The following is a 25,954-nucleotide window of genomic DNA, read 5'->3' on the forward strand; positions in this document are numbered from 1 at the left end:
CTAAAATTGTGATTTAGTTTCTCTATAAAAGGGAAAGTTTTCAAATTTAGTAGTTACATCCTATTATCCTAATCAAACAAAATCTAAGATTGATATATAAATAACATTACTATCAAATTAAAAGTAATGGACTTTTTGATTTAATCTCTCTAGAGGGATAAATTATTATCTCGTGATTTATTTATAAAAACGATGTACAAATTAATCTTTAAAGGTAAAACCATATATTCAAATAAATTTGGAGATATTTATTATGATCCTCAATATGGACTTGAAGAGAGCAACTATGTGTTTATCAAAGGTTGTGAACTAGAGAGAGAACTTGCAACTGCCAAAAGTATAACGATTGCAGAATTAGGATTTGGAACGGGACTGAACTTAATAGCCCTATTAAAATATTTAAAAGAAAATAACCTTAAAACAAAAATCAATTATTATTCAATTGAAAAATTTCCGTTAAAAAAAGCACAAATAAAAAAAATATCACTACTTTTTAACAACGAAATACAATATTTTAAGACAATGCTTAAAAAATATCCAAAAATACCAATAAAAGATATAAAATACAAAGTATCAGATAATATTAATTTAAAAATACTCATTGGTGATGCTAAACAAAAGCTTAAAGAATTACCAAAATATATCGATTATTGGTTCCTAGACGGATTTACTCCAAGCAAAAACATCAGAATGTGGAGCAAAGAAATATTTACAATAATCTCACAAAAGAGCAAAATTGGAACAAAACTCTCAACATTTTCTGCAGCAAGAATTGTAAAAGATGGACTGAAACTTGCCAATTTTCATTATTCTAAAATAAAAGGATTCAATCACAAAAGACACATGCTCAAAGCACAAATGAAATAACACAAACAAACTCTAAAGCAATAAAAAGTATTTCTATTTCTTTAAATTAGAAATATAATTACCAATCTTTAAAACAAAAGAATCAAATTCTTCTAATTTTGCTCTCTCAAGATCAATAATTTCACCAGGAGCATTGGACAAAAAATCTTGATTTTCTAGCTTTTTAAGAGTTAAATGTTTAAGCTTTTCATATTTTTCTAATTGTTTACTAAGTTTTGTCAGTTCCTTATCAGTATCTATGAGATTTTTAATATCTGCAAAACTTTCAAAATCAACATTGGGAACGCCTATCATATTCTCATAATTTTCATTGTAAAAGATACAATCAAAATTAATAAGCTTTTTTGCAATATGTTCATTTTGTTTAAAATACTTTTCAAACTTAAAATTACTACCAAATTTTAAAGCAACATTAATCTTAACATTAGGAACTACATTAAATTCGCTCCTAAGAGTTCTAATTGAGATAACAAACTCTTTAAATAAATTAAATTTTTGAAATTCTTCTTTAAAATCTCTTTGACTTTCAAATTCAGGATACTTTTTTAAAGACAATATATCTTTTGACAAAAACTTAGAATAAATTTCTTCAGTAATAAAAGGAATAAAGGGATGCATAATAAGCAAAGCCTCTTTCAAGAAAAAAATTAATTTCGAAATGGTCATATTTTGTAAATCAAGATCATCACCATATAAATTAATTTTACTAATCTCAATATACCAATCACAAAAATCATTCCAAAAAAATTCGTATACAGCCTTTGTAGCCTCATTATACTTATAATTTTTAAATGCTTGATCTATAATAGCAACGGTTGAATTTAAACTTGTAATTAACCATTTATCAACATCATCAAATTCTAAAGTACTTAACAACAATCTACCCTTTAAATTTGATAAAATAAATTTAGACGCATTAAATACTTTATTTGCAAACTTAGCTCCAAACATAAAATCTTTAGTGTCAATGTTTAAATCTTGACCTTGTACAGACAGAAATGAAAGAGTAAAACGCAAGGCATCACTTCCATATTGATCTATAATCTCAAGAGGATCTATGCCATTACCCAAAGATTTTGACATCTTTTGACCCTTTTTATCTCTTAAAAGAGGTGTTATATATATATCCTTAAATGGCACTTCTCCCGTAAATTCAAGTCCTGCCATTACCATCCTTGCCACCCAAAAAAATATTATGTCATAAGCAGTAATCAAAGTATTTGTAGGATAATAATTTTTAAAATCAAAAGTCACATCTGGCCATCCAAGAGAAGAAAATGGCCATAACCAAGAAGAAAACCAAGTATCAAGCACATCCACATCTCTAACAAAACTCCTTCCTCTATAATCTTCACTAAGTGAAGGATCAGATTCACTAACAATAATCTCTCCTGTCTGAGTATCATACCAAGCAGGAATTCTATGCCCCCAAACTAATTGTCTAGATATACACCAATCTTTAATATTTAATAACCAATGCTTATACGTATTTTCCCACTTTTTAGGATAAAACCTAATCTTTCCATCCATCAATGCCTGTAATGCAACATCGGCTAATGGTTTCATTTTCACAAACCACTGATTTGACAAATAAGGTTCAACAACTTTTCCAGATCTATGACAATGTCCAACCTGATGCTTATGTTGCTTAATATCTATTAAAAAGCCTTTTTCTTTTAACTCTTTTTCTATTCTACTTCTTGCAGCACTAACACTTAAACCTTGGTACTCAACTGGAACATTTTTATTAAGTTTTGCATCCCTAGTCAAAATATTTATTTTAGGGAGATCATGCCTTTTTGCAATATCAAAATCATTAGGATCATGTGCGGGTGTTATTTTCAAAGCACCACTACCAAATTCCATATCAACATAACAATCAGCTATTATCTTAATTTTTCTATTTGCAATAGGGATTACAACTTCACTCCCAATCAAAGATTTATATCTCTCATCATCAGGATTAACAGCAATAGCTACATCTCCAAACATAGTTTCAGGCCTAGTAGTTGCAACTTCAATAAAACTACCATCACACAATAAATATTTAACAAAATAAATCTTTCCCAAAATCTCTTTATATTCAACTTCTTCATCGCTAACAACACTTCCAGAGCCAGGATCCAAATTTACAAGATATTCCCCCTTATAAATCAATCCTTTATTATACAAATCAATAAAAACTTTATTAACAGCCCTTGAAAGCCCCTCATCAAGAGTAAATCTCTCCCGCAAATGATCATAAGAAGCTCCAAGCTTTTCTACCTGATTTATAATTATTTTTCTATGCTTATTTTTTAATTCAAAAATTCCTTCAACAAACTCCTCACGGCTAAAATCGTCTTTACTTTTGCCAAGTTCTTTAAGCTGTCTCTCAAAAATTGTCTGAGTCGCAATTCCAGCATGATCCGTTCCAAAAAGCCAAAGAGTATTATATCCCTGCATCCTTTTATAACGGACAAGAATATCTTGTAAAGTAAAATTAAGAGCATGTCCCATATGAAGAATGCCTGTAACATTCGGAGGAGGTGCTACCATACTAAATTTTGATTCAATCTTATCATTAGGACTAAAGACACCATTATCTAACCATTTTTTATAAATTTTATCTTCAAAAACCTTAGGATTATAACTGCTTGAAAGTTCATCGTCCATTATTTAAGCTTATCTCCTATAATATTAATTCGATTTAGATTTTTATAAAGTTCATCATAACTACTTGAACTCATAATATTCTGAAAATATTCACTACACATTTCACTCTCATTAAAGTAAATTTTGAAGTACTTCTTAAGCTTATTAAAATCTTTAGTAGAACCCCAAGTAGAATGAAAATCCGTTATATGCAATTTTAATATATTTAATCTAAAATTCAAATCGCTATCTAAAAAGCCAGGTTCATCTTTTCTAAACAAGTTTAAATTTTTAAAAATCCCACGACCAAACATTACCCCATCAATAGCATATCTATTAATCATTTGATATGCCTGACTTAAGCTTAAAACATCTCCATTCCCAATAATCACTACAGAAGGATTAATTTCATTTTTCAACTTAACAAGTTCATCAAACACATTAATATCTATATGCCCCTCACTTTGATTAATAACAAGTCTAGGATGCAAAGTTAACATATCAATACCCAACTTAAGCAAAAAACCCAACCAATCTGTAACCTCATCAGAAAAAAAACCATGTCTGGTCTTAACACTAAGAGGTAATCCATATTTCAAACATGCCTCTTTACTTGCAATAATTATTTCACGAGCCAAGGATTTGTTATTAATTAAAGCAGAACAAACCCCCTTTTTAATTATTTTTTTCTTAGGGCAACCCATATTAAGATCAATTCCCCAAAATCCCAAACCAGCTAAAATTTCTATTGCCTTAAAAAATTTATCGGGATCATCACCCCAAATTTGAGCAATCAAAGGTCGCTTAAGTTCACCATTTGTCGTTAAAACATGTTGCATTGATTGCTTTGATTTATTCAAAAGTCCCCTTACAGAAATAAATTCGGTAAAATAAATATCAGGAACATCCTTTCCATTTCCTATCAAATGAATCAAATTTCTAAAAACAGTATCTGTAACATCTTCCATAGGTGCTAAAATCATAATTGGACGATTCATATTACTTAAAAAAGTCATAAAATAAATAATATAATAAGTCAATAACATGGTAAAGAAGGGATTTAAATATGAATTTTAAGATCGCAAGCAATGATAAAAATTTTTATTAAATTTGAATAAAAGATATCTAAAAATATTGAAAATATCTCTTAAAATAAATAACAATGACAAATTTGAGATATCATAATACAAGACATATCATAATACATAAAATTTATAAAACCATTAAAAAAGGATATTTACTAAATGAACTTAAGCGAATATATACTCAAGCAAGCAGAATTAAATATCAAAGGATTCATAAAAAGAGACACACAGATTAGGATGATAAACAAAATAAACCAAACCTTTGAGGATCAAAACTTTTTGGTCATTGAAGCACCAACAGGAACTGGAAAAAGTCTTGCTTATTTAATTGCTGCTATTGATTTCATTCAAAAAACACAAGAAAAAGTCATAATTTCAACATCATCTATCAATCTTCAAGAACAACTAATAAAAAAAGACATTCAATCTTTAAAAAAAATTATTCCTTCTAAAATAAAGTTTGGAATAATTAAAGGAATGCGCAATTATATTTGTCTTAAACGACTTGAAGAACTTAAGAGAAGTCTTTTAATATATACATTAAACAAAAAAAATTTAGAAACATTAATAAATTGGGCAAAAAATACAAAAACAGGAGACAGAGATGAACTTAATTTCATAGATGAGCAAATCTGGGAAGAAGTATCAGCAAATCCTGAAACATGCTCAGAGATCACCTGTCCTAATGAGAATAAATGCCTTTTTAAAAAGGCAAGAAATAAAATATTAAAATGCAATATCATTATAACCAATCATCATCTACTCTTAAACGACCTTTACATAAGAAACGAAATACTAACAGAAAAAGAAAACCATGACAATAATTTTGAACCAGAAAACACAGATATTAACTTAATATTACCTAGTATAAAAAACATAATAATTGACGAAGCTCACTATCTAGAAGAAGCTGCAAGAAGCCTATTTAATAAAAATTTTTCAAAAATTGAAATAAAACAAATTTTCATCAAAATAGATAAAATAATTAGACAACAAAATATAAATAATATTTATAAAAGGGATCTCGAAATTGCAACAATACAGAACTTTGAAAATATCGAATATATAATAAACATGCAAAAAGATTTACCATCAATCTATAGAATCACCAATGACACACATAAAACAGATTTTTATATACGTATTAAAACGTCTCTACAAAATATCATATATCATCTGGAAAATTATCAAACAAGCATAACATCAATAATACAAACCATAGAAAACAAAACAGCAAAAATTGAACTAAACAGATTAATTAAAAACATAGAACAAAAAAAATCATTAATTCAAAATTTTACATCCGAAAATCAAGATAACAATCTTTGTTTTTGGATAGAAAATAAAAAAAACATAATCATATTTCAAACATCAGAAATTCACTTAGGTCCTCAACTAAACAAAATAATGTATCAGCGAATCAAAAGAATAGTTTTTACTTCAGCTACTCTTACGATAAATCAATCATTTTCATATTTTTTAAACCAAACGGGCCTGAACCTAAGTAATAAACACATCGAAATGGAAAACTTGCCATACTCTTTTCCCTATAAGGAAAAATCAATACTCACAATTACATCAGATATTGAAAACCCTAATAACGAAGAAGAATTTTTAAATCAATCAACAAGATATATTAAAGAACTTGTGATATTAAACAAAGGCGGAACTCTAATTCTTCTAACTTCATTTAAAAGCTTACAGTACATAAGTCAAAACATTAAAGATTTTTTAATCGAAAACGACATCAACATTTTTATACAAGGAGAATTACCAAAAAATGAACTTATAAATTCATTCAAAAAATCACCCAAAAAAAGTGTACTTATAGGAATAAAAAATTTTTGGGAAGGAATCGATATTAAAGGAGATCAATTAACAATGATTATAATCCCCAAACTGCCATTTCAAAGCCCTTCAGATCCGATCTTAATAGCAAAAAACGAATTATGCAATAAAGCAAATGAAAATTTTTTTATAAAAGAAACACTGCCACAAGCAATAATGAAATTTAAACAAGGATTTGGCAGATTAATTAGAGATTCAAAAGATTATGGAATTATAGTATGTTTTGACAAAAGAATTTTTAATAAAACTTATGGTAAATTATTTTTAAAATCATTACCTACAATAAAAACTTACTACTCAAATTTTGTAACTATCAAACATACAATTAATACGTTTTTTCAAACAATAGATCAAAATAATTAATCCATAAGAAGACTATCACCTGGAATTTTAGTCTTTCTTATCAAAATATCTTTGTATCCTGTAGATTTAACAAGTTCAACATTCCTCTGAACATCATCAGCATAAGTAGGAACAAAAACTGTAAAAAAAGGTCCATGCGAATTGACAAAAACACTAAGACCAGCACCTTTAAGTATCTTATAGGCTCTCTCAGCATAATCCTTAGTCTTATAAGAACCAACCTGTATATAAAAATCTGGCTCCTTTGCATCATTTAAAATTTGACCTGCAACCTCAGTATGCTCCTTACCTAAAGCAACACTCTTATCTGCTTTTAAATCAACAACATCATTACCAAAATTAGTATCAGAAGCATCTTTAAGATTAACATTCCTCTTAGATTCTTTCTTAGATTCTTGAGTAACATTTTCCTTAGATTTTTGAGCTTTAACGCCTTTTGCATTAGCTTGTTCTAGTATTTCAATTTTTACAGGAGCAACACCTATTCCTATAAAATCTAACTTCTCAGCAGCAGACTTCGACAAATCAATTATTCTATCTTTTCTAAAAGGACCCCTATCATTAATTCTTACAACAACCGTTCTATTATTAAGTAAATTTGTTACTCTTACAACACTATTAAATGGAAGCTCCTTGTGGGCAGCTGTAAGAGCAGTCATATCAAATTTTTCACCATTAGCAGTAGTCTTCCCATGAAAAGCTTCTCCATACCATGAAGCAAGCCCTACAGTAGCACTATTTAATTGCACAGTAGCAAAAAATAAAAATAAGAACATAAATTTTACACTAATACCCATAAGGTCAAATAAACTTACCATAATTACATATTGTATCATATCGCATATTACAATATAAAGCATAAGATTTATAACACAAAATTAATGAAGTAAGTTAATTTAAATTGCTTATTTGCAATTTTTTGATTTAATAAATATACTAAGATAAAATTAACAGGTAACATTGATGAGAACAGAAATAATAAAAGAAACTGAAATCGAAAAAGCAGCAAAATTGATCAATTCAGGAGAATTAGTAGTATTTCCAACAGAAACAGTATACGGAATTGGAGCTGATGCATATAATGAAGACGCTATACGAATGCTCTTTATAGTAAAAAAGCGCCCTATTACAAATCCCTTAATAGTACATGTTGAATCAATAGAAAAGATAAAAGAACTTGTAGAATATATACCAGAGAGTGCTTTAATTTTAATGCACAAATTTACTCCAGGCCCCATAACATTCATATTGAAAGATGCAGGTAAAATATCTAAATTAATAAATGGCGGTCTTAAAAGCATAGCAGTAAGAATACCCTCAGAACCTATAGCCCTAAAATTAATCAAGATGAGCAAAGTTCCAATAGCAGCCCCATCGGCAAATTTATCAAAACGGCCAAGTGCCACTAATTTTGAAATGGCAATAAGAGAACTTGAAGGTTTAGTTAAGGGAATAATTAAGAAAAACGAAATATCACAAATTGGCATAGAATCAACTGTTATAAGTTTCGACGATAAAGGCAATATATCAATATTAAGACCAGGCTCAATAACAAAAGAAATGATAGAGAGAGAACTTAATGGAAAATTTAGTGTAAAATACTCATTAGAAACGGATATGATCCATCAATCACCTGGAAACTTATTAGAACATTACAGGCCAAGCATACCCGTTTATCTATTTAAACAAAAAGACAACATAAGACAGTATGTATCACAAAAAGATACAAAAATACTCATTATGAAAAATACTTTTAAATCATATTGGCTTAGTGAGTTTTGGAATACAAATAACATTTGTGTATTTCACACATTAGAAGAATATGCAAAAAACATTTATAAAATTTTTGTAGAATCTGAGAAAACATACAAACAAATACTTGCCGAATTTGTAGATAATAACCAACTTGGATATTCAATAAACAACAGACTAAAGAAAGCAAGTTCAAATAAGTTTATTTCTAAATAATTTGAAATTATTTGTCCAATAACTTCAAATACTTACGCGCAATAGGATCATTTGAATCATATTCAAGAATAATTTGAAAATAGTCCCTAGCCTCTCTTTTACGCTCCATCTTTAAATAAAGAATACCAAGATTTGAAATAATTTTAATATTATCAGGTTCAAGTTTTAATGCTTTAAGTAAATACTCAAGACTCTCATTAAATTCAAGCAGCTCCATAAGGCAAATTGCAATTTCATTCATAGCATCAACATTATTAGCATCAAAAGACAATACTTTCAAAAAAGCATCTTTTGCCTGTAAATAAAATCCCTTTCTCCTATATCCCCATCCAAGCAAGAACCAAACATTCCAAGAATCTTTGTGATATTCCAATAACTCAATAAGTTTACAAATAGCTTCATCTTCTTTTGATAAAATTATCAAATCATATATTTTTTCAAGATTTAAAGCTAAATTCTTATGCACCTCTATAACATTCAAAACTTCATTTACTTTATTCTTCAATCCTAAATTACTAGAAATTTTCAAATAATGATTAAGTAATTCTTGAGCCCTATCCAATTTATATTGCTTAACAAAAAAAAATCCAGCATTTGCAAATACATTTTCATTAGGATTCTCAAATTCTAATAACCTTTCATAAATATTTAAAGCATTTTGATTACTATTAATAGCATCCATATATTGCTCAAGCCTTAAAAAATTTTCAGCTATCCTTTCATATAATAATGCCAAATTAAAAAGAATAATCTCATTTTCACCCTCAATACCTTTTAATGACAAAAAAATCTCAAGAGCCAAATTATAATCTCCCTCATCAATCTTAGAAAGACCAACATTAATAAGCATACTAACAATATTTGGATTTAAAGCCAATAAAAGCTTCTTATAATAAGGAAAATTAACATTATCTTGCTCATAAGCAGAAATCTTAAGAATTGCAGACATAATAGATTCAAAAATAAGTTCATCTTGAGAAAAATGCTCAATATCACTAACCTCAACTGGTAATAGTATCCTGGGATCAAATACAAAATCTTTAATCTGTCTTGTAAAATTCTCAGGAAGAGAAACATAAACAATATTCTTAAGCATAAATCCTCTAATTAAAATAATCATGAATTAACATCGTATAATCAAGAGGAATCTTTTCTTCGCAAAATGCAATACCTATAGCTAAAACCTTACCATTGGGAGTTTGAATAACACTTAAATTTCTTGCCTGTCCTATAATAGAGACTTCTTTACCTGCAATCTCAAAATTTAAAATTAAATCGGTATTACGCTCTTCAAATTTCTCATAATCAAAATAAGATATTAAAAGAGCACCTCCATAAGACATATCTTTAATCAAGCATTTATGCTTAACTCCATTAACTTCAATAAAAGCTTTATCAGAAGCAAGATTAAGTTTTTTTAAAGACTCCTTATCAATAATAATACGCTCATGAATTCTTTGATTCTGACCAAGTTTTAAATCAAGCAATTTCCCAATTTTAACTAAAATCTCTTCTGGCATAGAAGATAAAAACTCTAGAGTCAATAAATTATATTCTTTATCTTGAATAGAATAAGAAGACGTATTGATCAACTTCACAACTAAAGAAGGAATATAAAAAGTATCATCCCCAGCACTACTGTCATAACTCCTAATCTGAATATTACCCAAATTTCCATTTTGAGCCAAAATAGGTAAAATTTTGTCTTGTTGCAAAATAATTTTAATAGTACCCATAGAAATAGAATAAATTACACCAACTACCACATAAGTACCAACTTTTATTTCAACAGAATTTTTCATATTAAGGAAACTATTAATTTCAGTACTCATTTTAATTTCCTTACCCCTATACTTAGCCTCATAATCTTTTATTTTTTTAGATAAAAACATAAACCTCTCCTTTGAAATCTAACAAACATGTTAAAATTGATATTCAGGAACTTGAAAGTAATAAAATTCAAAAATTTTAATTTATGCATATACTTTAAAATAATTTTATCCCAAAATATTAAATACAACCAATAGTTAGTAACTTATTGAATGTATGATTAAATAAATATAAAAATCAAATTCATCCTAAAAATCAATATAAAAAACCAATTGTATAAATCAAAATTTCAAAAAAGCCATAACGTAAAATAATCTATCATTCAAACTAACAATCGTAATTCTTATTATTTTTACCGTTTATTTAAAAAAAAACAATACCTACAGATAAAGACCCGTTCTTTTCAAACTTTCAATTCACAGACAATTAATATTTAAAAACTCTAAATATCAAAACAAAGACATATAAGAAGGAATTATAACAATATCTTGTCTCAAGAACAACTCAAAAAACTTTTTAAGTTTATCATATTTTATAGTATAATTAAGCATAAAGGATATAATTTGAAAAGTATTACTCTTAGCAAAAAGGCTAACATACTTATTTATCTTACGTATTTTACTATCAGCTTTTCTATAATTTCTTTATCAATCACAATAGTCGAAACTATAAATATCCAAAAAGACAAAAAATTTGGATATGTAAATCCTGCTATACCATCAAAAGTTTTTGATAGCAATGGCAAGCTCATAACACAATTTATATCTGATGAAAATAGAGAACTACTATCTTTAAAAGAAATGCCTGACAATTTAATAAACACACTTTTAATACGAGAAGATCTTAGCTTTTTCTTTCACAGAGGTTTTTCACTAATGGGAATCTTAAGAGCTGCATTTAATATTGTTCTTGGAAGATATTTCTCAGGTGGTAGTACTTTAACGCAACAATTAGCAAAATTACTCTATACAAACCAAGCAAAAAGATCTATCTTAAGAAAATTAAACGAAATTTGGTGGGCAATACAACTTGAAAAAAAACTATCAAAATATGAAATACTTGAAAAGTATTTAAATAAAGTCTACTTTGGAAATGGAAATTATGGAGTGGTAGCAGCTTCAAAATTTTTTTTCAACAAAAGCGTTAAAGATATCAACACAGCAGAAGCCGTGTTGATGGTTATACAGTTACCAAATGCAAAACTCTATTCACCATTTTACAATCCAGAATTTGCAAAAAAAATACAAAGAACAGTACTAAATCAAGTAGTATCTAATGGTATTATCAGTCCTGAAGTAGCTGAAGCAGAATTTGATGAATACTGGCAAAATTATGATTGGACTCGCATGGCAGATACACCAGCCATGTCTGATAAAGAAGATAATGCTCCTTATTTCTCAGAATATATAAGACAACGAATAAGCAAATATCTTCCAGCAGAAGCAAACATATACAAAGATGGATATTCAATATATACAACACTTGATCTCGAAGCACAACAACAGGCAAATGAAATCACACAAGACATGATTACAAGAGCAAGAAAAATGTATAATTCTACAAAATCATCAGAAACACTAGTAATAAATTCAGAAATAGTGCCAGTAATTGACACGCTAGCTGATCTGTTTGGAATAAGAAACACTAGAATAAATGGTAGACAATACACAAAATTAAAAACAAGAAAATTTTACGAAGATAATATTGATCTAATTGCAAGCTTTGCCGCAATCTTAGGCATTGATAAAATAGATAAAGCAACAAGAGAATACACAATAAATAATAAAACAAATCCAAACTTACTTGTGCAACCAGAAGGTGCATTAATATCAATAGATACCACAACGGGAGCCATAAAAGCAATGGTTGGAGGAAGTGGATACAAAAAGGGAAGTGAATTTAATAGGGCAACTCAAGCAAAAATTCAACCTGGAAGCTCATTTAAAGCTTTATATTTCTCAGCAGCTATTGAATTAAAAAAAATCACAGCCGCAACAATGTTTTCAGACTCTCCAGTAGCTTTCTTTAATCAAGAAGGAGAAATATATGCTCCTGAGAACTATGGAGGAAAATGGAGAGGCAATGTATTAACACGCAAAGCACTGGCTTTCTCACTAAATATTCCTGCTCTTAGAATACTTGACACATTAGGTTTTGACAATGCAATCAAATATGCAGCTAAATTACTAGGAATAAAAGATCAAAATGAGATAAACAAAACATTCCCTAAGGTATATCCCCTTGCACTTGGAGTTATATCAACTTCCCCAATACAAATGGCAAGAGCATTTGCTATTTTGGGCAATAATGGAAAAGAAGTAGAGCCATACGGAATTAAATATATAGAAGACAGAAATGGAAAAACAATAGCAAATGTAGAATCCGAAATTCTAACATCAATTAAGAATAAAGGTATTAATGCACAAATAGTATCTCCACAGACTGCTTATATTATGACAGATATGATGAAATCAACAGTACAATATGGAACCTTAGCAAGTCAAAGATATACAAATCTTAAAAATTTCAAATCCGATATTGCCGGAAAATCAGGAACAACCCAAAACTGGGCCGATGGATGGACAATAGGATATTCACCATATATAACAACAGCTGTATGGGTTGGTTTTGACAAAAAGGGATATTCATTGGGAACCGCAGGAACAGGAACAGCACTAGCTGGACCTACTTGGGGTAAATTTATGGCAGAATACCATAAAAACTTGCCTCAGAAAGTATTTATCAGACCTAAAGGCATAATAAACATACAAGTACAATCAGAAACAGGTCTACTACCAGAAGGTGTACCCAATGAAACAGTAATAAATGAAATATTTATTCCAGGAACCCAACCATTAGAAAAATCAAAATATTATGAAAACAAATCTGAATTGTTAAACAAAATGGAATTTAATATCTACGGTATCGACAATATTGATGACAATGAAGAACTAAACTTTGATAGTAATGAATTCGAATATCTAACAAACGATTTTAAGCAATTCACCAAAACAGAAAACAAAAAAATTACTGAAAATGATATTAATATAACTAACAATAATCAATTTGATGATAATATTAATACAGAAGAACAAAATGATAATTTTGAAAACAACAATGAAGAAGAAAATATAGAAGAAGAAAATATGAAACAAGATATCCAAGATACAAAAATAAACAACAATATAAATAATACAAAAATAGATGATAATATTAATACAGATAGTAATATTAATATTGAAGATAAATCAAGTGAAACGAAACTTAAAGAAAAGTTTCTCACTAATGACAATGAACAACTTAATGATGATAATAACGAACAAACTAATGAAAGTGAACAAAAAGACGTAAATGGAGAAAACATCCAATTGGATTAATAAAATATGTTAATAGACTTAGAACAAATAAAAATCAAAAAAAGAATCAGAAAAAATCTAGGGGATACAACTAACCTTAAAGAAAGCATTAAAAAACATGGTTTAATTTATCCCATAATAATAGATAAAAACAAAAACCTAGTAGCAGGTTTTAGAAGATATCAAGTATTAAAAGAACTTGGATATAAAGAAATCGATGTCAAAGTAATACCAATAGAAGATAAAAAAACATTACTTGAAATTGAACTTGATGAAAATAATGTCAGAAAATCATTCACAAAAAGTGAGACAGAAGCAGGTGAAGAACAACTCAAATATTATTCAGAAAAAAACACAATAATAAGATTTATAAAACTAATATTATTAAAAATTAAAAAAATATTTACAATAAAAAAACAAAATTAAATTTAAATACACAAAAAACTATTGGGAGATGATTAATGAGCAATTACAATAATCTGAATAAACTTAAAAGTTTTCAAGAACTAAAACAAATTAATCCCGAAGAGCTAAAGAAAGCATTAAATGAAAATAGAATTAAAGAATATGACATCAAAATAGAAGGAAATCATGTACACTACAATTATGCTACAAAACAAATTAACGAAGATCATTTAAGACTATTTCAAAATCTAAGTGATGAAGCTCATCTAATAGAAAAATATAAAGAAATCATTGATGGAAAACATATCAATATCAGTGAAAACAGAAAAGTGTTACATCATTTAACAAGAGGACAACTTGGTACAACAGTTATAGAAAACAATGAAAACATGCGAGAATTTTTTGAAGGAGAACTTAACAAAATCTTCGCATTTGCAAAAAAAGTACAAAATGGAACGATTCAAAACACAAATGGAAAAGCTTTTAAAAATATAGTACAAGTTGGTATTGGAGGCTCGAGTCTTGGACCAAAAGCACTATACAGTGCAATTAAAAACTATGCTAAACATAAAAATTTATGTAAGATGAAAGCCTATTTCATCTCAAATGTTGACCCAGATGAAGCGGAAGAAATTTTAAATGAACTAAACCTCCAAGAAACACTATTCATTATAGTATCAAAAAGCGGAACCACGCTAGAGACAGCATCTAATATGCAATTCTTAATCAAAAAACTCAAAGATAACGGAATTAACGAATACAAAAAACAAATTATAATCATCACTTCAAAAGACAGTATGTTGGCTCTTGAAAAGGGATATCTTGAATACTTTTTTATGCATGATTCAATTGGTGGAAGATTCTCACCAACATCAGCTGTCGGACTTGCTTTAATTACCCTTTGCTTCACAGAAGATATTACAAAAGAAATATTAAAAGGAGCTCATGAGGTTGATAAAAAAGCATTAAATAAAAATATAAAAGAAAACGCACCTCTCCTAGCAGCAATGATTAGTATATATGAAAGCAACATTCTAAATTATAGCAGCAACTGTATTATTGCATATTCAAAAGCAATGGAAAACTTTTATCTTCACTTGCAACAACTTGAAATGGAAAGTAATGGAAAAAGCGTAAACAGATTTGGAGAAAAAATTGATTATAAAACAGTAAGAATAATTTGGGGAGGCATTGGAACAGATGTTCAACATTCATTCTTTCAAATGCTTCATCAAGGAACAGAAATAGTACCAATGGATTTAATAGGATTTAGCGAATCCCAACTAAAACAAGATGTAATTTTAGAAGGAACATCAAGCAATGATAAACTAAAAGCAAATTTAATAGCCCAAATAATTGCATTCTCTATTGGAAAGGAAAATACAGACAAAAACAAAAACTTTCAAGGAGAGAGACCTTCTGCATTAATATATGCACAAGAACTCACACCTTACACAATAGGTGCAATACTATCTCACTACGAAAATAAAGTAATGTTTGAAGGATTCTTGCTAAATATAAACTCATTTGATCAAGAAGGAGTTCAGCTGGGCAAAGTTATTGCTACTCAAATTTTAAAGAATGATAATTCACAAGATGAAATAATCAAATCTTATGATAGATTACTTTAACGAAAAATAATCATATTTATAAATTAATATGATTAAACACGTAATTAAACGTACTATATAAAATTTATAAATAAGAGGCCAAAATTATGGAGATGACAATAATGTATGTAATATTAAATATTACAACAATGCTTATATTAATAGGATCGTTATACTTTTTACGCAAAAAACATATCTCATTTACAAAAAGAATATTAATTTCTTTAGGATTAGGAATAACATTTGGCACAGTCATGAAATATTATTACGGACAAGACTCAACAATAATACAAGAAACTATTAAATGGACTAATATTATAGGAATTGGATATATAAGACTTATTAAAATGATGATAATACCATTAGTACTTGTTTCAATAATATCTGCACTAATAAAATTAACAGATAGTCAAGATATTTGGAAAATGAGCTTATCAGTAATATTTATACTCGTATTTACAGCAGGAATTGCCGCAATAATTGGAATTGCAACATCTCTTTTCTTTAAATTAACGGCAGAAGGACTTCAATCTGGAATTGATGAAATCATTCAAGGTCAAAAACTAGATCAAAGACTGCAAGAGCTACATAAAACTCCAATTGCACAAAAACTATCAGAATTAATTCCCGATAATATATTTGCAGATATGGCAGGCAAAAGACCAAACTCAACAATTGGAATAGTAATATTTGCCGCTTTAATAGGAATTATAGCTTTAAAAACTGCCAAAAAAAAACCAGAATCAATAAATTTCTTTAAACAAATAATATCAACAGCACAAGATTTAAATTTGGGAATGATAACTTTAATTTTAAAGTTAACACCTTATGCCATACTAACAATGATCACAAAAATAGCAGCAACAAGTGATACTGCAAGCATAATGAAACTTGGAAAATTTGCACTGGCATCTTATGTTGCTATTGGGATCACACTTTTAATGCACATGACAATTATTGCATTGAACAGATTAAATCCAATAACCTTCATTAAAAAAGCATGGCCAGTTTTAACATTTGCATTTATATCTCGTTCCAGCGCAGCAACAATACCTGTTAATGTAGAAGTACAAACCAAAAAATTGGGAATTAGTGAAGGAATTGCAAACCTATCAAGCGCACTTGGGACATCTATTGGACAAAATGGTTGTGCAGCACTTCATCCTGCTATGTTAGCAATCATGATTGCACCTACACAAGGAATAAACCCAACAGATCCTTATTTCCTACTACAACTTATAGGAATAATAATAATAACTTCATTTGGAGCAGCCGGAGCTGGAGGTGGTGCAACGATAACATCTCTAATGGTTCTCTCTTCAATGAATTTGCCCGTTTCACTCGTTGGACTATTCATTTCTATTGAACCTTTAATTGATATGGGAAGAACATCTGTCAATGTAAGTGATTCAATGGTTGCAGGACTAATAACAGCTAAAAATTTAAAGCAATTGGACAAAAACATTTATAATAACCAAAATATTCAATAAATAGATAAATAGGAAATTTTATGAAAATAATAATTATTGGAGGAACTGCTGCAGGAACAAGTGCTGCAGCAAAAGCAAAACGCATAAACAAAGAATTAAATATAGTTATTTATGAAAAAACAAATATCACATCTTTTGGTGCTTGTGGATTACCATACTTCATTGGAAAATTTTTTGATGAAACAGATAATATGATAGCCAGAACACCTGAACAATTCAAACAAAATGGAATATCAGTATTTACTGAACACGAAGTTATTAAAGTAGATATCAAAAATAATACTATACAAGTAAAAAACCTTAAAACGCAAGAGATATTCAATGATACTTATGATAAATTAATGATTGCAACTGGGGGTAATCCTATAATCCCACCAATCAATAACATTAAACTAAATAATTTTTATACTCTAAGAAATATGCAAGATGGCAAATCAATCAGAACGCTTTTAAGCCAAAAAGAAATAAAGGACATAGTAATAATTGGAGCTGGATATATTGGAATTGAAATGGTAGAAGCTGTTAAAGCCCTAGAAAAAAACGTAAGAATTATTCAACTGGATAAACGAATATTAAGCGAATCGTTTGATAAAGAAATCACCAATATAATGGAAGAAGAACTTATAAAAAACAATGTTTTACTCCACACAGATGAATTTGCAAAAAGCTTAATAGGAAAAGAAAAAGTCGAAGGAATCATTACAAATAAATCCAAATACAAAGCAGATCTCGTAATACTCTCCACAGGCATTAAACCTGCTACTGAATTTCTAGAAGGTCAACTTGATACATCACAAAACGGTGCAATAATTGTAAACGAATATGGCGAAACAAGCGCAAAAAACATTTTTGCCGCAGGAGATTGTGCCACAATATATAACATTATAAGTAATCAAAATGAATACATCCCCCTTGCAACAACAGCCAATAAATTAGGAAAGGTCATTGGTGAAAATCTAACAGGAAAACGAGTGGCTTTTAAAGGAACTTTAGGATCCGCATCTATTAAAGTTTTATCACTCGAAGCAGCTAGATCTGGTCTTACTGAAGAAGCAACATCAAGACTTGGAATTAAATATAAAACAGTATTTATCAAAGATAAAAATCATACAAATTATTATCCCAACCAAGAAGATCTATATATTAAACTAATCTATAATGAAGATACAAAAGAGATAATTGGTGCACAAATAATTGGAAAGGACGGAGCTGCACTAAGAATGCACGCACTATCTGTTGCTATATACGCAAAGCTTAAAACATATGAACTTGGAATGATGGATTTTGCATATTCTCCACCATTCGCAAAAACTTGGGATGCATTAAATATTGCTGGTAATGCAGCAAAATAAAAAAAGTAAAATTTAAACTGTTTTTACTTTAATTCTTCATACTAAAAGGCTGACCAGTACTTGCAAGGACATCTCGCCAGAAAGAACCATTTACATTAACCTTATTTCTAGCAATGACAGCCATTTTGATGGGAACATGCACAAATTTTGTACTCCACAAACTAATTAATAATTTAGTTTTACCAGACATAGCAGCATGAACAGCATTTGAACCAAGACGAGCGCAATAAAGAGAATCACTAGCATTAGCTGGAGCACTTCTAATAAGATAACTAGGATCAATATATTTAAGATTAATTGGAATATTTTTTGACTTAAAATAAACATTAATCTTATCTTTAATATAAAGTCCAATATCCTCATAAAGCAAATTACCAGAATCATCTTTCTTACGCATACTAGAATCAAAATATTTTTGTCCTGCCCCCTCTGCTATCAATATAACTGCATGGGGAATTTCATCCATACTTTCTTTTTTGAAAAGTCGTCTCTCAAGATGAGCAAGGAGTCCATTTGATCCCTCAATATCAAAATCTAGTTCTGGTATCAAACAAAAATTAACATCATTAGAAGAAAGAGCAGTATAAGCAGCAATAAATCCAGAATCTCTACCCATCACTTTAACAAGACCAATTCCATTATAAGCACTATTTGCTTCAAAATGTGCACCGGCAACAGCAGCAACTGACTGCTCCACAGCCGTTTCAAATCCAAAAGATTTTTGAACAAACATAAAATCATTATCTATCGTTTTAGGAATACCTATAACAGCAATTTTCAAATTCCTCTTCTCTATTTCTTCAGCAATTAAAATAGAACCTTTTTGTGTTCCATCTCCACCAATATTAAAAAGCATATTAATGCCCATTTTTTCTAAAGTATCAACTATCTCAACAGGTTTAATTCCCCCTCTTGATGAACCAAGTATTGTACCACCAAGCTGATTAATATCATCAACCACATCAGGATTTAACTCAACAAAATTTAAATTAGATTCTGATAAGAGTCCCTTATATCCAAATTTAACTCCACAAATATTATGTACGTCATACACATTCCACAACGTCCTAACAATTGAACGAATCACATCATTAAAACCTGGACAAAGACCCCCACAAGTAACAATTGCAGCCTTAACATGTTTTGGAACAAAATAAATTTTACGCCTAGGTCCAGCTTTTTCTAAAAAAATATCCTTATATTGACTCCAACCCTCTTCATTTTGATAAACATTAAATCTAATCTTACTCTTCTCATCAGTAAAATGAACATGTCCCTCATTAGCATAAAAATTAATTAAAGGATTATCATAATTACATTCCCCTAAATTTTCTATATTAAAATCTAAATTTTGATTTTTAAGCCTATACATAATTACCCCCTCCTAAAGTATCATTATAATCCAATTACTTCCTAATAAACTGACTTTGCTCTTTAATCATATCGTATATATCATCATAAATATAAGGTGAACCCTCAACAGGTGATTTAATTAAATTACCTGCAATAAATTCAAAATATTTATTAAGTTTTGAATTTTTGTCAAAATCAATAAATGGAATTCTATTATTAACAGATGCTCTAAAAGTTTTTGCAAAGGGAATAAAACCAATAAATTCAACTGGTATATTAATATTATTTTTAACAACATTTATTAAATTTTCACACATAGCTATCTCTTCGCTAGACTCTATTCTATTTAATACAACTCTAGGATAAAAGCTATTCATCATTTTTTTCACCTTAAGTGATGAACTTAAAGATACAACTTCAATTCCGGAAACTAAATCTCTAAATTTAACGTTTGTACCTTCTATTTTATTTTTAAAAAAATTACTAATATATTCACGTTCAGGACTTTTTGGAGGAAAACCCAAATATAAAAGCCTATACAGAGCATTTTTTAAAAAAGAGTAGGCATTAAGAATTGAAGGAGTTTCTGGAACAGTAACGATTATGCCACTATAAGATGACAAATAAAAATCAACTGTATTATAAGATGTCCCTGAACCTAAATCTATAAAAACAAAATCAGCAACAAGTTCTCTTTGAATAGACTCTATTATCCTTTTTTTTACAGAAAAAGGAATATTGGCTGTACCCGTATAAAGCACATCTCCTGGAACTAGGTAAAGCTTTTTATAAGGAGTTTTAAGAACCAAACTAGAGAAATCTTTTTCTTGTTTATTAATAAAAGAGCCTATTCCAATACCAGTATTTTTAACACCTAAACATGTATGCAAATTAGAACCACCAAGGTCAAGATCAACAAGTATCACAGTCTTGCCTAAACATGAAAGTTTATAACCAATATTAGCAACAAAAGATGTTTTGCCAACACCTCCCTTTCCACTTGCAACAGGAATAATTTTAGTCATCTTAAAATCCTATTAATTATTTTTCTTATCTTTATTAAACTTCTTCATGAAATCAAAAAACCTTAAAAAACTTAATTTTTTAGAGCTATTTTTACAAGAAGCATCCTCTGCTTCAGAAACTGATATTAAATCCTTAATTAAATCTTTATTATTTGTAAAACTTTCAATCTTATCAGGTTTGCCACAAATTACAATTTTATCATTATTCAAGAAAAAATAATCTCCATCCACAAGTTCATATCTAGAATTACTTAAATTTCTAACAGCAATAACAGTAATTCCTTTTTCTCTTCTCAAATCAGCCTCAAGCAAAGTTTTACCCACATATTCTTTTGGAATAACGGTCTCAGCAACAATAATATCATGCCCCACAATACTATACGTTGAAAGATTGGGAGATACCAATAATGGTGTCAATCTTCTAGCAGCATCCTTACTTGGAAATATAATTTTTGTAGCACCAAGAGTTTTTAATATTTCAGCATCATCTCCATCCTCAGTCTTCACATATATCTCTTTAACACCTAAGAGATTACAATAATGAGTAACAAGAGCACTCTTACCAAGATCATTATCAAAATCAATAATAACAGCATCAGTATCTACAGGAATAACCTTCTTTAATGCATTCTTCGTAAACTGATCTAAAATAAAACTTTCTGTAGCAATTACATCATATTCTTCAACCAATTCTTTTGAAGTGTCAACAATAATAATTTGACAATCAAGCTTACTTAAATTTTCAAGAACATGAATTCCCAAATTACTAAGACCAATAATAACAAATGTTTTCACCCTATTTTAACCCACTAAAATATCTTGTCTTGGCCTTGTAAATTCTTCAAAACGAGATTTTCTTGAAACAAAAATTGCCATTGAAAAAAGCCCTATTCGACCTGCAAACATAGTAAAAATTATAATTACTTTACCTAAAAATGACAAATCTTGTGTAACCCCAACTGATAAACCAACAGTACCAAAAGCAGAAAAAACTTCATATCCCAAATCAATGACTCTCCATTTTCCACCACTCTCAGCAGCAAGAAGAACAAAAAATGAAAAACATAAAATAAAAACGGCTCTAACAAAAAATAAAAGCGCAAATCTTATGCTATCAATTGAAACTTTATAAGAACCAATAATATAACCATTACCATCTTGAGATTTGATTACTGCAAGAATAATTAAAAAAAATGTAGTAATCTTAATTCCCCCAGCAGTTGAACCTGGAGCACCACCAATAAACATAAATGGCAAAGAAAGCATTTGCGTTCTACTTGAAATAAGTGCATTGTCAAGATAATTAAAACCAGCCGTTCTTGTACTTATTGAATAAAATATTGCATTAAATATCAAAGTACCAAGTGAATAGCCATTTTTTAGTTTATGAATTTCCGAGAAAAAAAACACTATTGCACCAAAAATAATCAAAAAAAAACTAAATATAAAAACAATTTTAGCATGAAGAGACAATTTTTTGCGATATTTAATAGTATTAGTAACATCACGATATACCATAAATCCAAGGCCTCCACAAATAATCAAAATAGCAATAACAATTATAGCTTCAGGGACATCACGCCATGCATAAATACTCTCAGAATGCATAGAAAATCCTGCATTACAAAAAGCAGAAACAGCCGTAAATAAGGCCTCAAGAAAAGAAATACTCACACCCCGAAGTTTAAAACAAACTAATATTAATATTAGTCCAATTAATTCAATTAAAAAAGTTACAAAAAGTATACTTTTTAAAATTTTTAAGGGATTATATTCAATATTTGAAAGAGAATATTGCTTTATTATCCTAGCATCGGTTAACTTTAATTTACGCTTAGGAATCAGTAAATAAAAAGTAGTAATTGTTATAAAACCAAGTCCCCCAAATTGAATCAACAACATTATTATGATAAATCCAAAAGTAGAAAAATTCTCCATCTTAACAGTAACAAGCCCCGTAATACTAACAGCAGATACAGACGTAAATAAAACATCTATGTATTTTAATTTTTCAACACCGTTCCACGCAATAGGCAACAACAATAACAAAGAGCCTAAGAACATAATTAAGATAAAATAACTAAAAAGAAAAAACCTATCACTAAATTCAAATTTCAACATATAAAAATAAAATATAACAAAACATACCAGATATCATGATAAAAATCGTAGAATGTTGAAATATTAACATAATTTTACTATTTTTAATACATGTATGAAATTGAATTGAAAGCTTTTATTCCCAGAAACAGACTTAAAAAAATTTTAAAATTAGCTAATCAAAAATTCAAATTTATAAAAGAAGAAATTAAAAATGATATTTATTATTACAATTCAGAAAAACTTATTAGAATCAGAAAATCCAATATTTCAGATGAAATTATAACATTTAAAATTAAGTCCTTAGACAAGGATATGGAAATAAACAAAGAAATTGAATTTAAAGTAGATAAAATGGATAATTTCATATCTTTTATAAAAGAAATGAATTTCAAAATTTTATATAAAAAAATCAAAAAAAGCCTAATTTATAAAAAAGACGACTTAAATATAGAAATTAACGAAATTCATAACCTTGGTTTCTTTTTAGAAATCGAAAAATTAATTTATATTGATAATAAAAACGAATGCGATCTTGCAAAGAAAGAAATTTATGAAACAATAAAAGAATTTAAATTACAAGACAATATTGAAAAAAAATCATACTTTGAACTATTATCTAATCAACTTAAGGAATAAAACCTTAAAATCTAAACTCAAACATGATAATATAAATCCTTCCTTTTGATATCGTGCAAATTGGGGCTTACAAACAGATTTTTGAAAAATTTCAGATTCATTTAAATAATACCAATTATAATCATTTAAATAAATAAGTCTTATATTATTATCATCTTCAAAAGTAAAGAATAAATCATTGCGATATTTTAAAATATCGCCAATCTTTCCTTTAATTTTAATATTTGGACTTACATTCTCCCATCTGTCGCATTTAAGAGTAGATATACTCACAATAGGTCTATCTTTTGTTATATAACCCAAAATAATTTCGTCTGACTTAGAATCAGATAAAATCTTAACAGAATCTGCCATATTTGCAGATTGCATATTTGCATTTGACCAAGTTTTTCCCCTATCAACAATAAATTCAGAATTAACATAATCATTTGCCTTATAATTATAAAAAATTCCTAAAAAAGGTTCAGAAATAACACCAATACTTAAAACATCAACATCAGAACTGCCTTTAGATACATAAGAATCGATAATACTATTCCAAACAGTTCCATATCCTTTATTTACAACAAAGTTTAATTTATATTCATGACCAATTTTTTTCAAATAAGCTACATACAAATTATCTTTCCTGTCAATACTAATATTGACCAAAAATCCAATATTTTCTCTAAATTTAGGACTAACATCAATCCACTTGCGACTATTAAATTTCTTAACTATAAGTTCACTAGGAAAATCACTGGTATTCTTAGTAGTAAATACAACATACAATTCTCCTTTAGAATTAATTGCAAAATCAAAACATGAAATATCAGTAATATTATCATTAACAGCAGAACTTATATCAAACCAACCAATATTTTCAATAAATGAAGCAACTTTAATATTTTCATCATCTTCCATCTGATATGCAATATAAATATTGCGCTTATAAGTTTTTAAAACATATTTCTTAAGCCTTGAACTTAACTTCAAACTTGGCAAATCTGTTGACAAAAAAGTTTTATCTTGTTTCTTTATATTAGATATTTTCGACTTCAAAGAACTATCACTAATTATTGATAAATCCAAATCACTAAGAGTAAAATCAATGTTTACATTTTCTGATGTAACATAAATTACAGCATAAAGAACATCCTTTTCTAATTCAATCTTAACATCATTTTTTCTTATCTTATCTGTTATATATTTTTTGTTCAAAACATCATATACCATATATACAAAATCTATACCTGACGCAACATCAAAAGTTAAGATATAATTAGAAGACTTGTCAACTTTTAAATAAATGCTTCCTTTTCCACTTTTACTTGAAATACTTAAAGGTTTCATATTTGTTAATACTTGCTTTACATCAGCATAAGAATAAAAACTAATCAACAGAAAAACAAATATTAATAATAACTTACTTTTCATACTTACAAAGATCCAATAATATCATAATATAATCAACTAACGATATAACAGTTATAAGAGCAGAAATAGCATATATTATTTCAACAATAAAGGAAAAACTAAAAGTTAAATTTAAAATTGAACTAATAAAATTTTCAATAAATTTCATAACTTTTAATTTGTTTAAGGTATAAAACAAAAGACTAGCAAATGTTGCAATAGCATAGAATAATGATTTTATTTTACCTGAAATTTTGGCTTGCTGGATTATATTAAATTGAATAATTAAATTTCTAATAACACCAACAGAAAGTTCACGATATACAAATATCACAAAAAAATAATATGGGGTAATACCTTTATAAAAGAAAAAAACAAAATATGTAAAATGCTGCAACACATCTGCATAGGGATCCAAAATCTTACCCACATTACTAACCAAACCATATTGCCTAGCAATATATCCATCAATAATATCTGTAATCTCATTAAAAATGATTAAAAACCAAATTAAAATTAAAAATAAATAAGGATTCCACAAATATTCAAAACATAATATAAATAAAACAACAAAAGACAATATAATTCTAAAAAAAGTTATTTTATTTGGACTAATTACATTTGTATTATTCAA

Annotated in this window: 20 protein-coding genes; 9 read left to right on the forward strand and 11 right to left on the reverse strand. The window is 28.3% G+C overall.

What is annotated here, in order from left to right; translation table 11 throughout:
- Positions 1-192: 192 nt before the first annotated feature.
- Entirely contained in the window at positions 193-867 is a 675-nt protein-coding gene (gene mnmD / locus U881_RS0103915; protein WP_024653311.1) for a tRNA (5-methylaminomethyl-2-thiouridine)(34)-methyltransferase MnmD, read from the forward strand.
- A gap of 33 nt (positions 868-900) precedes the next feature.
- On the opposite strand, the gene valS is transcribed toward mnmD, so the two are convergent.
- Together valS and U881_RS0103925 are read right to left on the reverse strand one after the other, a co-directional pair.
- Positions 901-3,522: a valine--tRNA ligase gene (gene valS / locus U881_RS0103920; protein ID WP_024653312.1), complete on the reverse strand. Its 2,622-nt coding sequence runs from the start codon at positions 3,520-3,522 to the stop codon at positions 901-903.
- Positions 3,522-4,517, reverse strand: a complete 996-nt coding sequence (locus U881_RS0103925) for a tRNA dihydrouridine synthase (RefSeq protein ID WP_024653313.1) — start codon at positions 4,515-4,517, stop codon at positions 3,522-3,524. Before U881_RS0103925 ends, valS begins: the two co-directional genes overlap by 1 nt.
- Before the next feature lie 228 nt (positions 4,518-4,745).
- Here U881_RS0103925 and U881_RS0103930 point away from each other — a divergent pair, with 228 nt between their 5' ends.
- Positions 4,746-6,797, forward strand: coding sequence for an ATP-dependent DNA helicase (locus U881_RS0103930; protein ID WP_024653314.1), 2,052 nt, complete (start codon positions 4,746-4,748; stop codon positions 6,795-6,797).
- Here U881_RS0103930 and U881_RS0103935 read toward each other — a convergent pair.
- Positions 6,794-7,615 (reverse strand): septal ring lytic transglycosylase RlpA family protein, encoded by an 822-nt coding sequence (locus U881_RS0103935; RefSeq protein WP_024653315.1) that lies wholly within the window; start codon positions 7,613-7,615, stop codon positions 6,794-6,796. The two genes, U881_RS0103930 and U881_RS0103935, sit on opposite strands and share 4 nt — an antisense overlap.
- Positions 7,616-7,757: 142 nt before the next feature.
- Here U881_RS0103935 and U881_RS0103940 point away from each other — a divergent pair, with 142 nt between their 5' ends.
- Complete coding sequence (locus tag U881_RS0103940) at positions 7,758-8,765, forward strand: L-threonylcarbamoyladenylate synthase (RefSeq protein ID WP_024653316.1); 1,008 nt, start codon at positions 7,758-7,760, stop codon at positions 8,763-8,765.
- A 7-nt stretch (positions 8,766-8,772) separates the two neighbouring features.
- Here the strand turns inward: U881_RS0103940 and U881_RS0103945 are convergent, their stop codons facing one another.
- Both U881_RS0103945 and plzA read right to left on the reverse strand, forming a co-directional pair.
- Positions 8,773-9,861 carry a tetratricopeptide repeat protein gene (locus U881_RS0103945; RefSeq protein ID WP_235048129.1) on the reverse strand — a complete coding sequence of 363 codons (1,089 nt, stop codon included), beginning with the start codon at positions 9,859-9,861 and terminating at the stop codon, positions 8,773-8,775.
- Between the two features lie 7 nt (positions 9,862-9,868).
- Positions 9,869-10,657 (reverse strand): c-di-GMP-binding receptor PlzA, encoded by a 789-nt coding sequence (gene plzA, locus U881_RS0103950; protein WP_024653318.1) that lies wholly within the window; start codon positions 10,655-10,657, stop codon positions 9,869-9,871.
- 480 nt (positions 10,658-11,137) lie between these two features.
- Between plzA and U881_RS0103955 the strand changes: the two genes are divergently transcribed.
- The 5 genes from U881_RS0103955 to U881_RS0103975 all read left to right on the forward strand — a co-directional run bounded on the left by U881_RS0103955 (position 11,138) and on the right by U881_RS0103975 (position 18,808).
- Positions 11,138-13,972 (forward strand): penicillin-binding protein 1A, encoded by a 2,835-nt coding sequence (locus U881_RS0103955; RefSeq protein ID WP_024653319.1) that lies wholly within the window; start codon positions 11,138-11,140, stop codon positions 13,970-13,972.
- 6 nt (positions 13,973-13,978) lie between these two features.
- Entirely contained in the window at positions 13,979-14,377 is a 399-nt protein-coding gene (locus U881_RS0103960; protein ID WP_024653320.1) for a ParB N-terminal domain-containing protein, read from the forward strand.
- Positions 14,378-14,412: 35 nt separating this feature from the next.
- Positions 14,413-15,987: a glucose-6-phosphate isomerase gene (locus U881_RS0103965; protein WP_024653321.1), complete on the forward strand. Its 1,575-nt coding sequence runs from the start codon at positions 14,413-14,415 to the stop codon at positions 15,985-15,987.
- 86 nt (positions 15,988-16,073) lie between these two features.
- Entirely contained in the window at positions 16,074-17,456 is a 1,383-nt protein-coding gene (locus tag U881_RS0103970) for an L-cystine transporter (RefSeq protein ID WP_038363633.1), read from the forward strand.
- Between the two features lie 20 nt (positions 17,457-17,476).
- On the forward strand, positions 17,477-18,808 hold the full coding sequence (locus tag U881_RS0103975; protein WP_024653323.1) for a CoA-disulfide reductase: 1,332 nt from the start codon (positions 17,477-17,479) through the stop codon (positions 18,806-18,808).
- 28 nt (positions 18,809-18,836) lie between these two features.
- Here the strand turns inward: U881_RS0103975 and U881_RS0103980 are convergent, their stop codons facing one another.
- From U881_RS0103980 to U881_RS0103995, 4 genes are read right to left on the reverse strand one after another with little or no spacing between them, the layout of a single operon-like run.
- Positions 18,837-20,180, reverse strand: a complete 1,344-nt coding sequence (locus tag U881_RS0103980; RefSeq protein WP_024653324.1) for an ATP-dependent 6-phosphofructokinase — start codon at positions 20,178-20,180, stop codon at positions 18,837-18,839.
- A 34-nt stretch (positions 20,181-20,214) separates the two neighbouring features.
- Positions 20,215-21,186 (reverse strand): nucleotide-binding protein, encoded by a 972-nt coding sequence (locus U881_RS0103985; RefSeq protein ID WP_024653325.1) that lies wholly within the window; start codon positions 21,184-21,186, stop codon positions 20,215-20,217.
- 12 nt (positions 21,187-21,198) lie between these two features.
- A complete protein-coding gene (locus tag U881_RS0103990; RefSeq protein WP_024653326.1) occupies positions 21,199-21,981 on the reverse strand; it encodes a potassium channel family protein in 783 nt (260 codons plus the stop codon).
- A 6-nt stretch (positions 21,982-21,987) separates the two neighbouring features.
- A complete protein-coding gene (locus U881_RS0103995; protein ID WP_024653327.1) occupies positions 21,988-23,307 on the reverse strand; it encodes a TrkH family potassium uptake protein in 1,320 nt (439 codons plus the stop codon).
- A 90-nt stretch (positions 23,308-23,397) separates the two neighbouring features.
- Here U881_RS0103995 and cyaB point away from each other — a divergent pair, with 90 nt between their 5' ends.
- Positions 23,398-23,925, forward strand: coding sequence for a class IV adenylate cyclase (gene cyaB / locus U881_RS0104000; protein ID WP_024653328.1), 528 nt, complete (start codon positions 23,398-23,400; stop codon positions 23,923-23,925).
- Here the strand turns inward: cyaB and U881_RS0104005 are convergent.
- A complete protein-coding gene (locus tag U881_RS0104005; protein ID WP_024653329.1) occupies positions 23,902-25,341 on the reverse strand; it encodes a hypothetical protein in 1,440 nt (479 codons plus the stop codon). The two genes, cyaB and U881_RS0104005, sit on opposite strands and share 24 nt — an antisense overlap.
- On the reverse strand, positions 25,331-25,954 hold the full coding sequence (gene pgsA, locus U881_RS0104010; RefSeq protein ID WP_024653330.1) for a CDP-diacylglycerol--glycerol-3-phosphate 3-phosphatidyltransferase: 624 nt from the start codon (positions 25,952-25,954) through the stop codon (positions 25,331-25,333). Before pgsA ends, U881_RS0104005 begins: the two co-directional genes overlap by 11 nt.

The organism is Borrelia persica No12, from assembly GCF_000500045.1.
Taxonomy (GTDB): Bacteria; Spirochaetota; Spirochaetia; order Borreliales; family Borreliaceae; genus Borrelia; species Borrelia persica.

Bases quoted from the DNA above. Each gene is read 5' to 3' on its own strand.
- U881_RS0103935 (WP_024653315.1), bottom strand. From the start codon at position 7,615: ATGGTAAGTTTATTTGACCTTATGGGTATTAGTGTAAAATTTATGTTC.
- U881_RS0103985 (WP_024653325.1), bottom strand. From the start codon at position 21,186: ATGACTAAAATTATTCCTGTTGCAAGTGGAAAGGGAGGTGTTGGCAAA.
- U881_RS0103960 (WP_024653320.1), top strand. From the start codon at position 13,979: ATGTTAATAGACTTAGAACAAATAAAAATCAAAAAAAGAATCAGAAAA.
- U881_RS0103995 (WP_024653327.1), bottom strand. From the start codon at position 23,307: ATGTTGAAATTTGAATTTAGTGATAGGTTTTTTCTTTTTAGTTATTTT.
- U881_RS0103970 (WP_038363633.1), top strand. From the start codon at position 16,074: ATGGAGATGACAATAATGTATGTAATATTAAATATTACAACAATGCTT.
- U881_RS0103965 (WP_024653321.1), top strand. From the start codon at position 14,413: ATGAGCAATTACAATAATCTGAATAAACTTAAAAGTTTTCAAGAACTA.
- mnmD (WP_024653311.1), top strand. From the start codon at position 193: ATGTACAAATTAATCTTTAAAGGTAAAACCATATATTCAAATAAATTT.
- U881_RS0103975 (WP_024653323.1), top strand. From the start codon at position 17,477: ATGAAAATAATAATTATTGGAGGAACTGCTGCAGGAACAAGTGCTGCA.
- plzA (WP_024653318.1), bottom strand. From the start codon at position 10,657: ATGTTTTTATCTAAAAAAATAAAAGATTATGAGGCTAAGTATAGGGGT.
- U881_RS0103945 (WP_235048129.1), bottom strand. From the start codon at position 9,861: ATGCTTAAGAATATTGTTTATGTTTCTCTTCCTGAGAATTTTACAAGA.
- cyaB (WP_024653328.1), top strand. From the start codon at position 23,398: ATGTATGAAATTGAATTGAAAGCTTTTATTCCCAGAAACAGACTTAAA.
- U881_RS0103925 (WP_024653313.1), bottom strand. From the start codon at position 4,517: ATGACTTTTTTAAGTAATATGAATCGTCCAATTATGATTTTAGCACCT.
- U881_RS0103930 (WP_024653314.1), top strand. From the start codon at position 4,746: ATGAACTTAAGCGAATATATACTCAAGCAAGCAGAATTAAATATCAAA.
- U881_RS0104005 (WP_024653329.1), bottom strand. From the start codon at position 25,341: ATGAAAAGTAAGTTATTATTAATATTTGTTTTTCTGTTGATTAGTTTT.
- valS (WP_024653312.1), bottom strand. From the start codon at position 3,522: ATGGACGATGAACTTTCAAGCAGTTATAATCCTAAGGTTTTTGAAGAT.
- U881_RS0103980 (WP_024653324.1), bottom strand. From the start codon at position 20,180: ATGTATAGGCTTAAAAATCAAAATTTAGATTTTAATATAGAAAATTTA.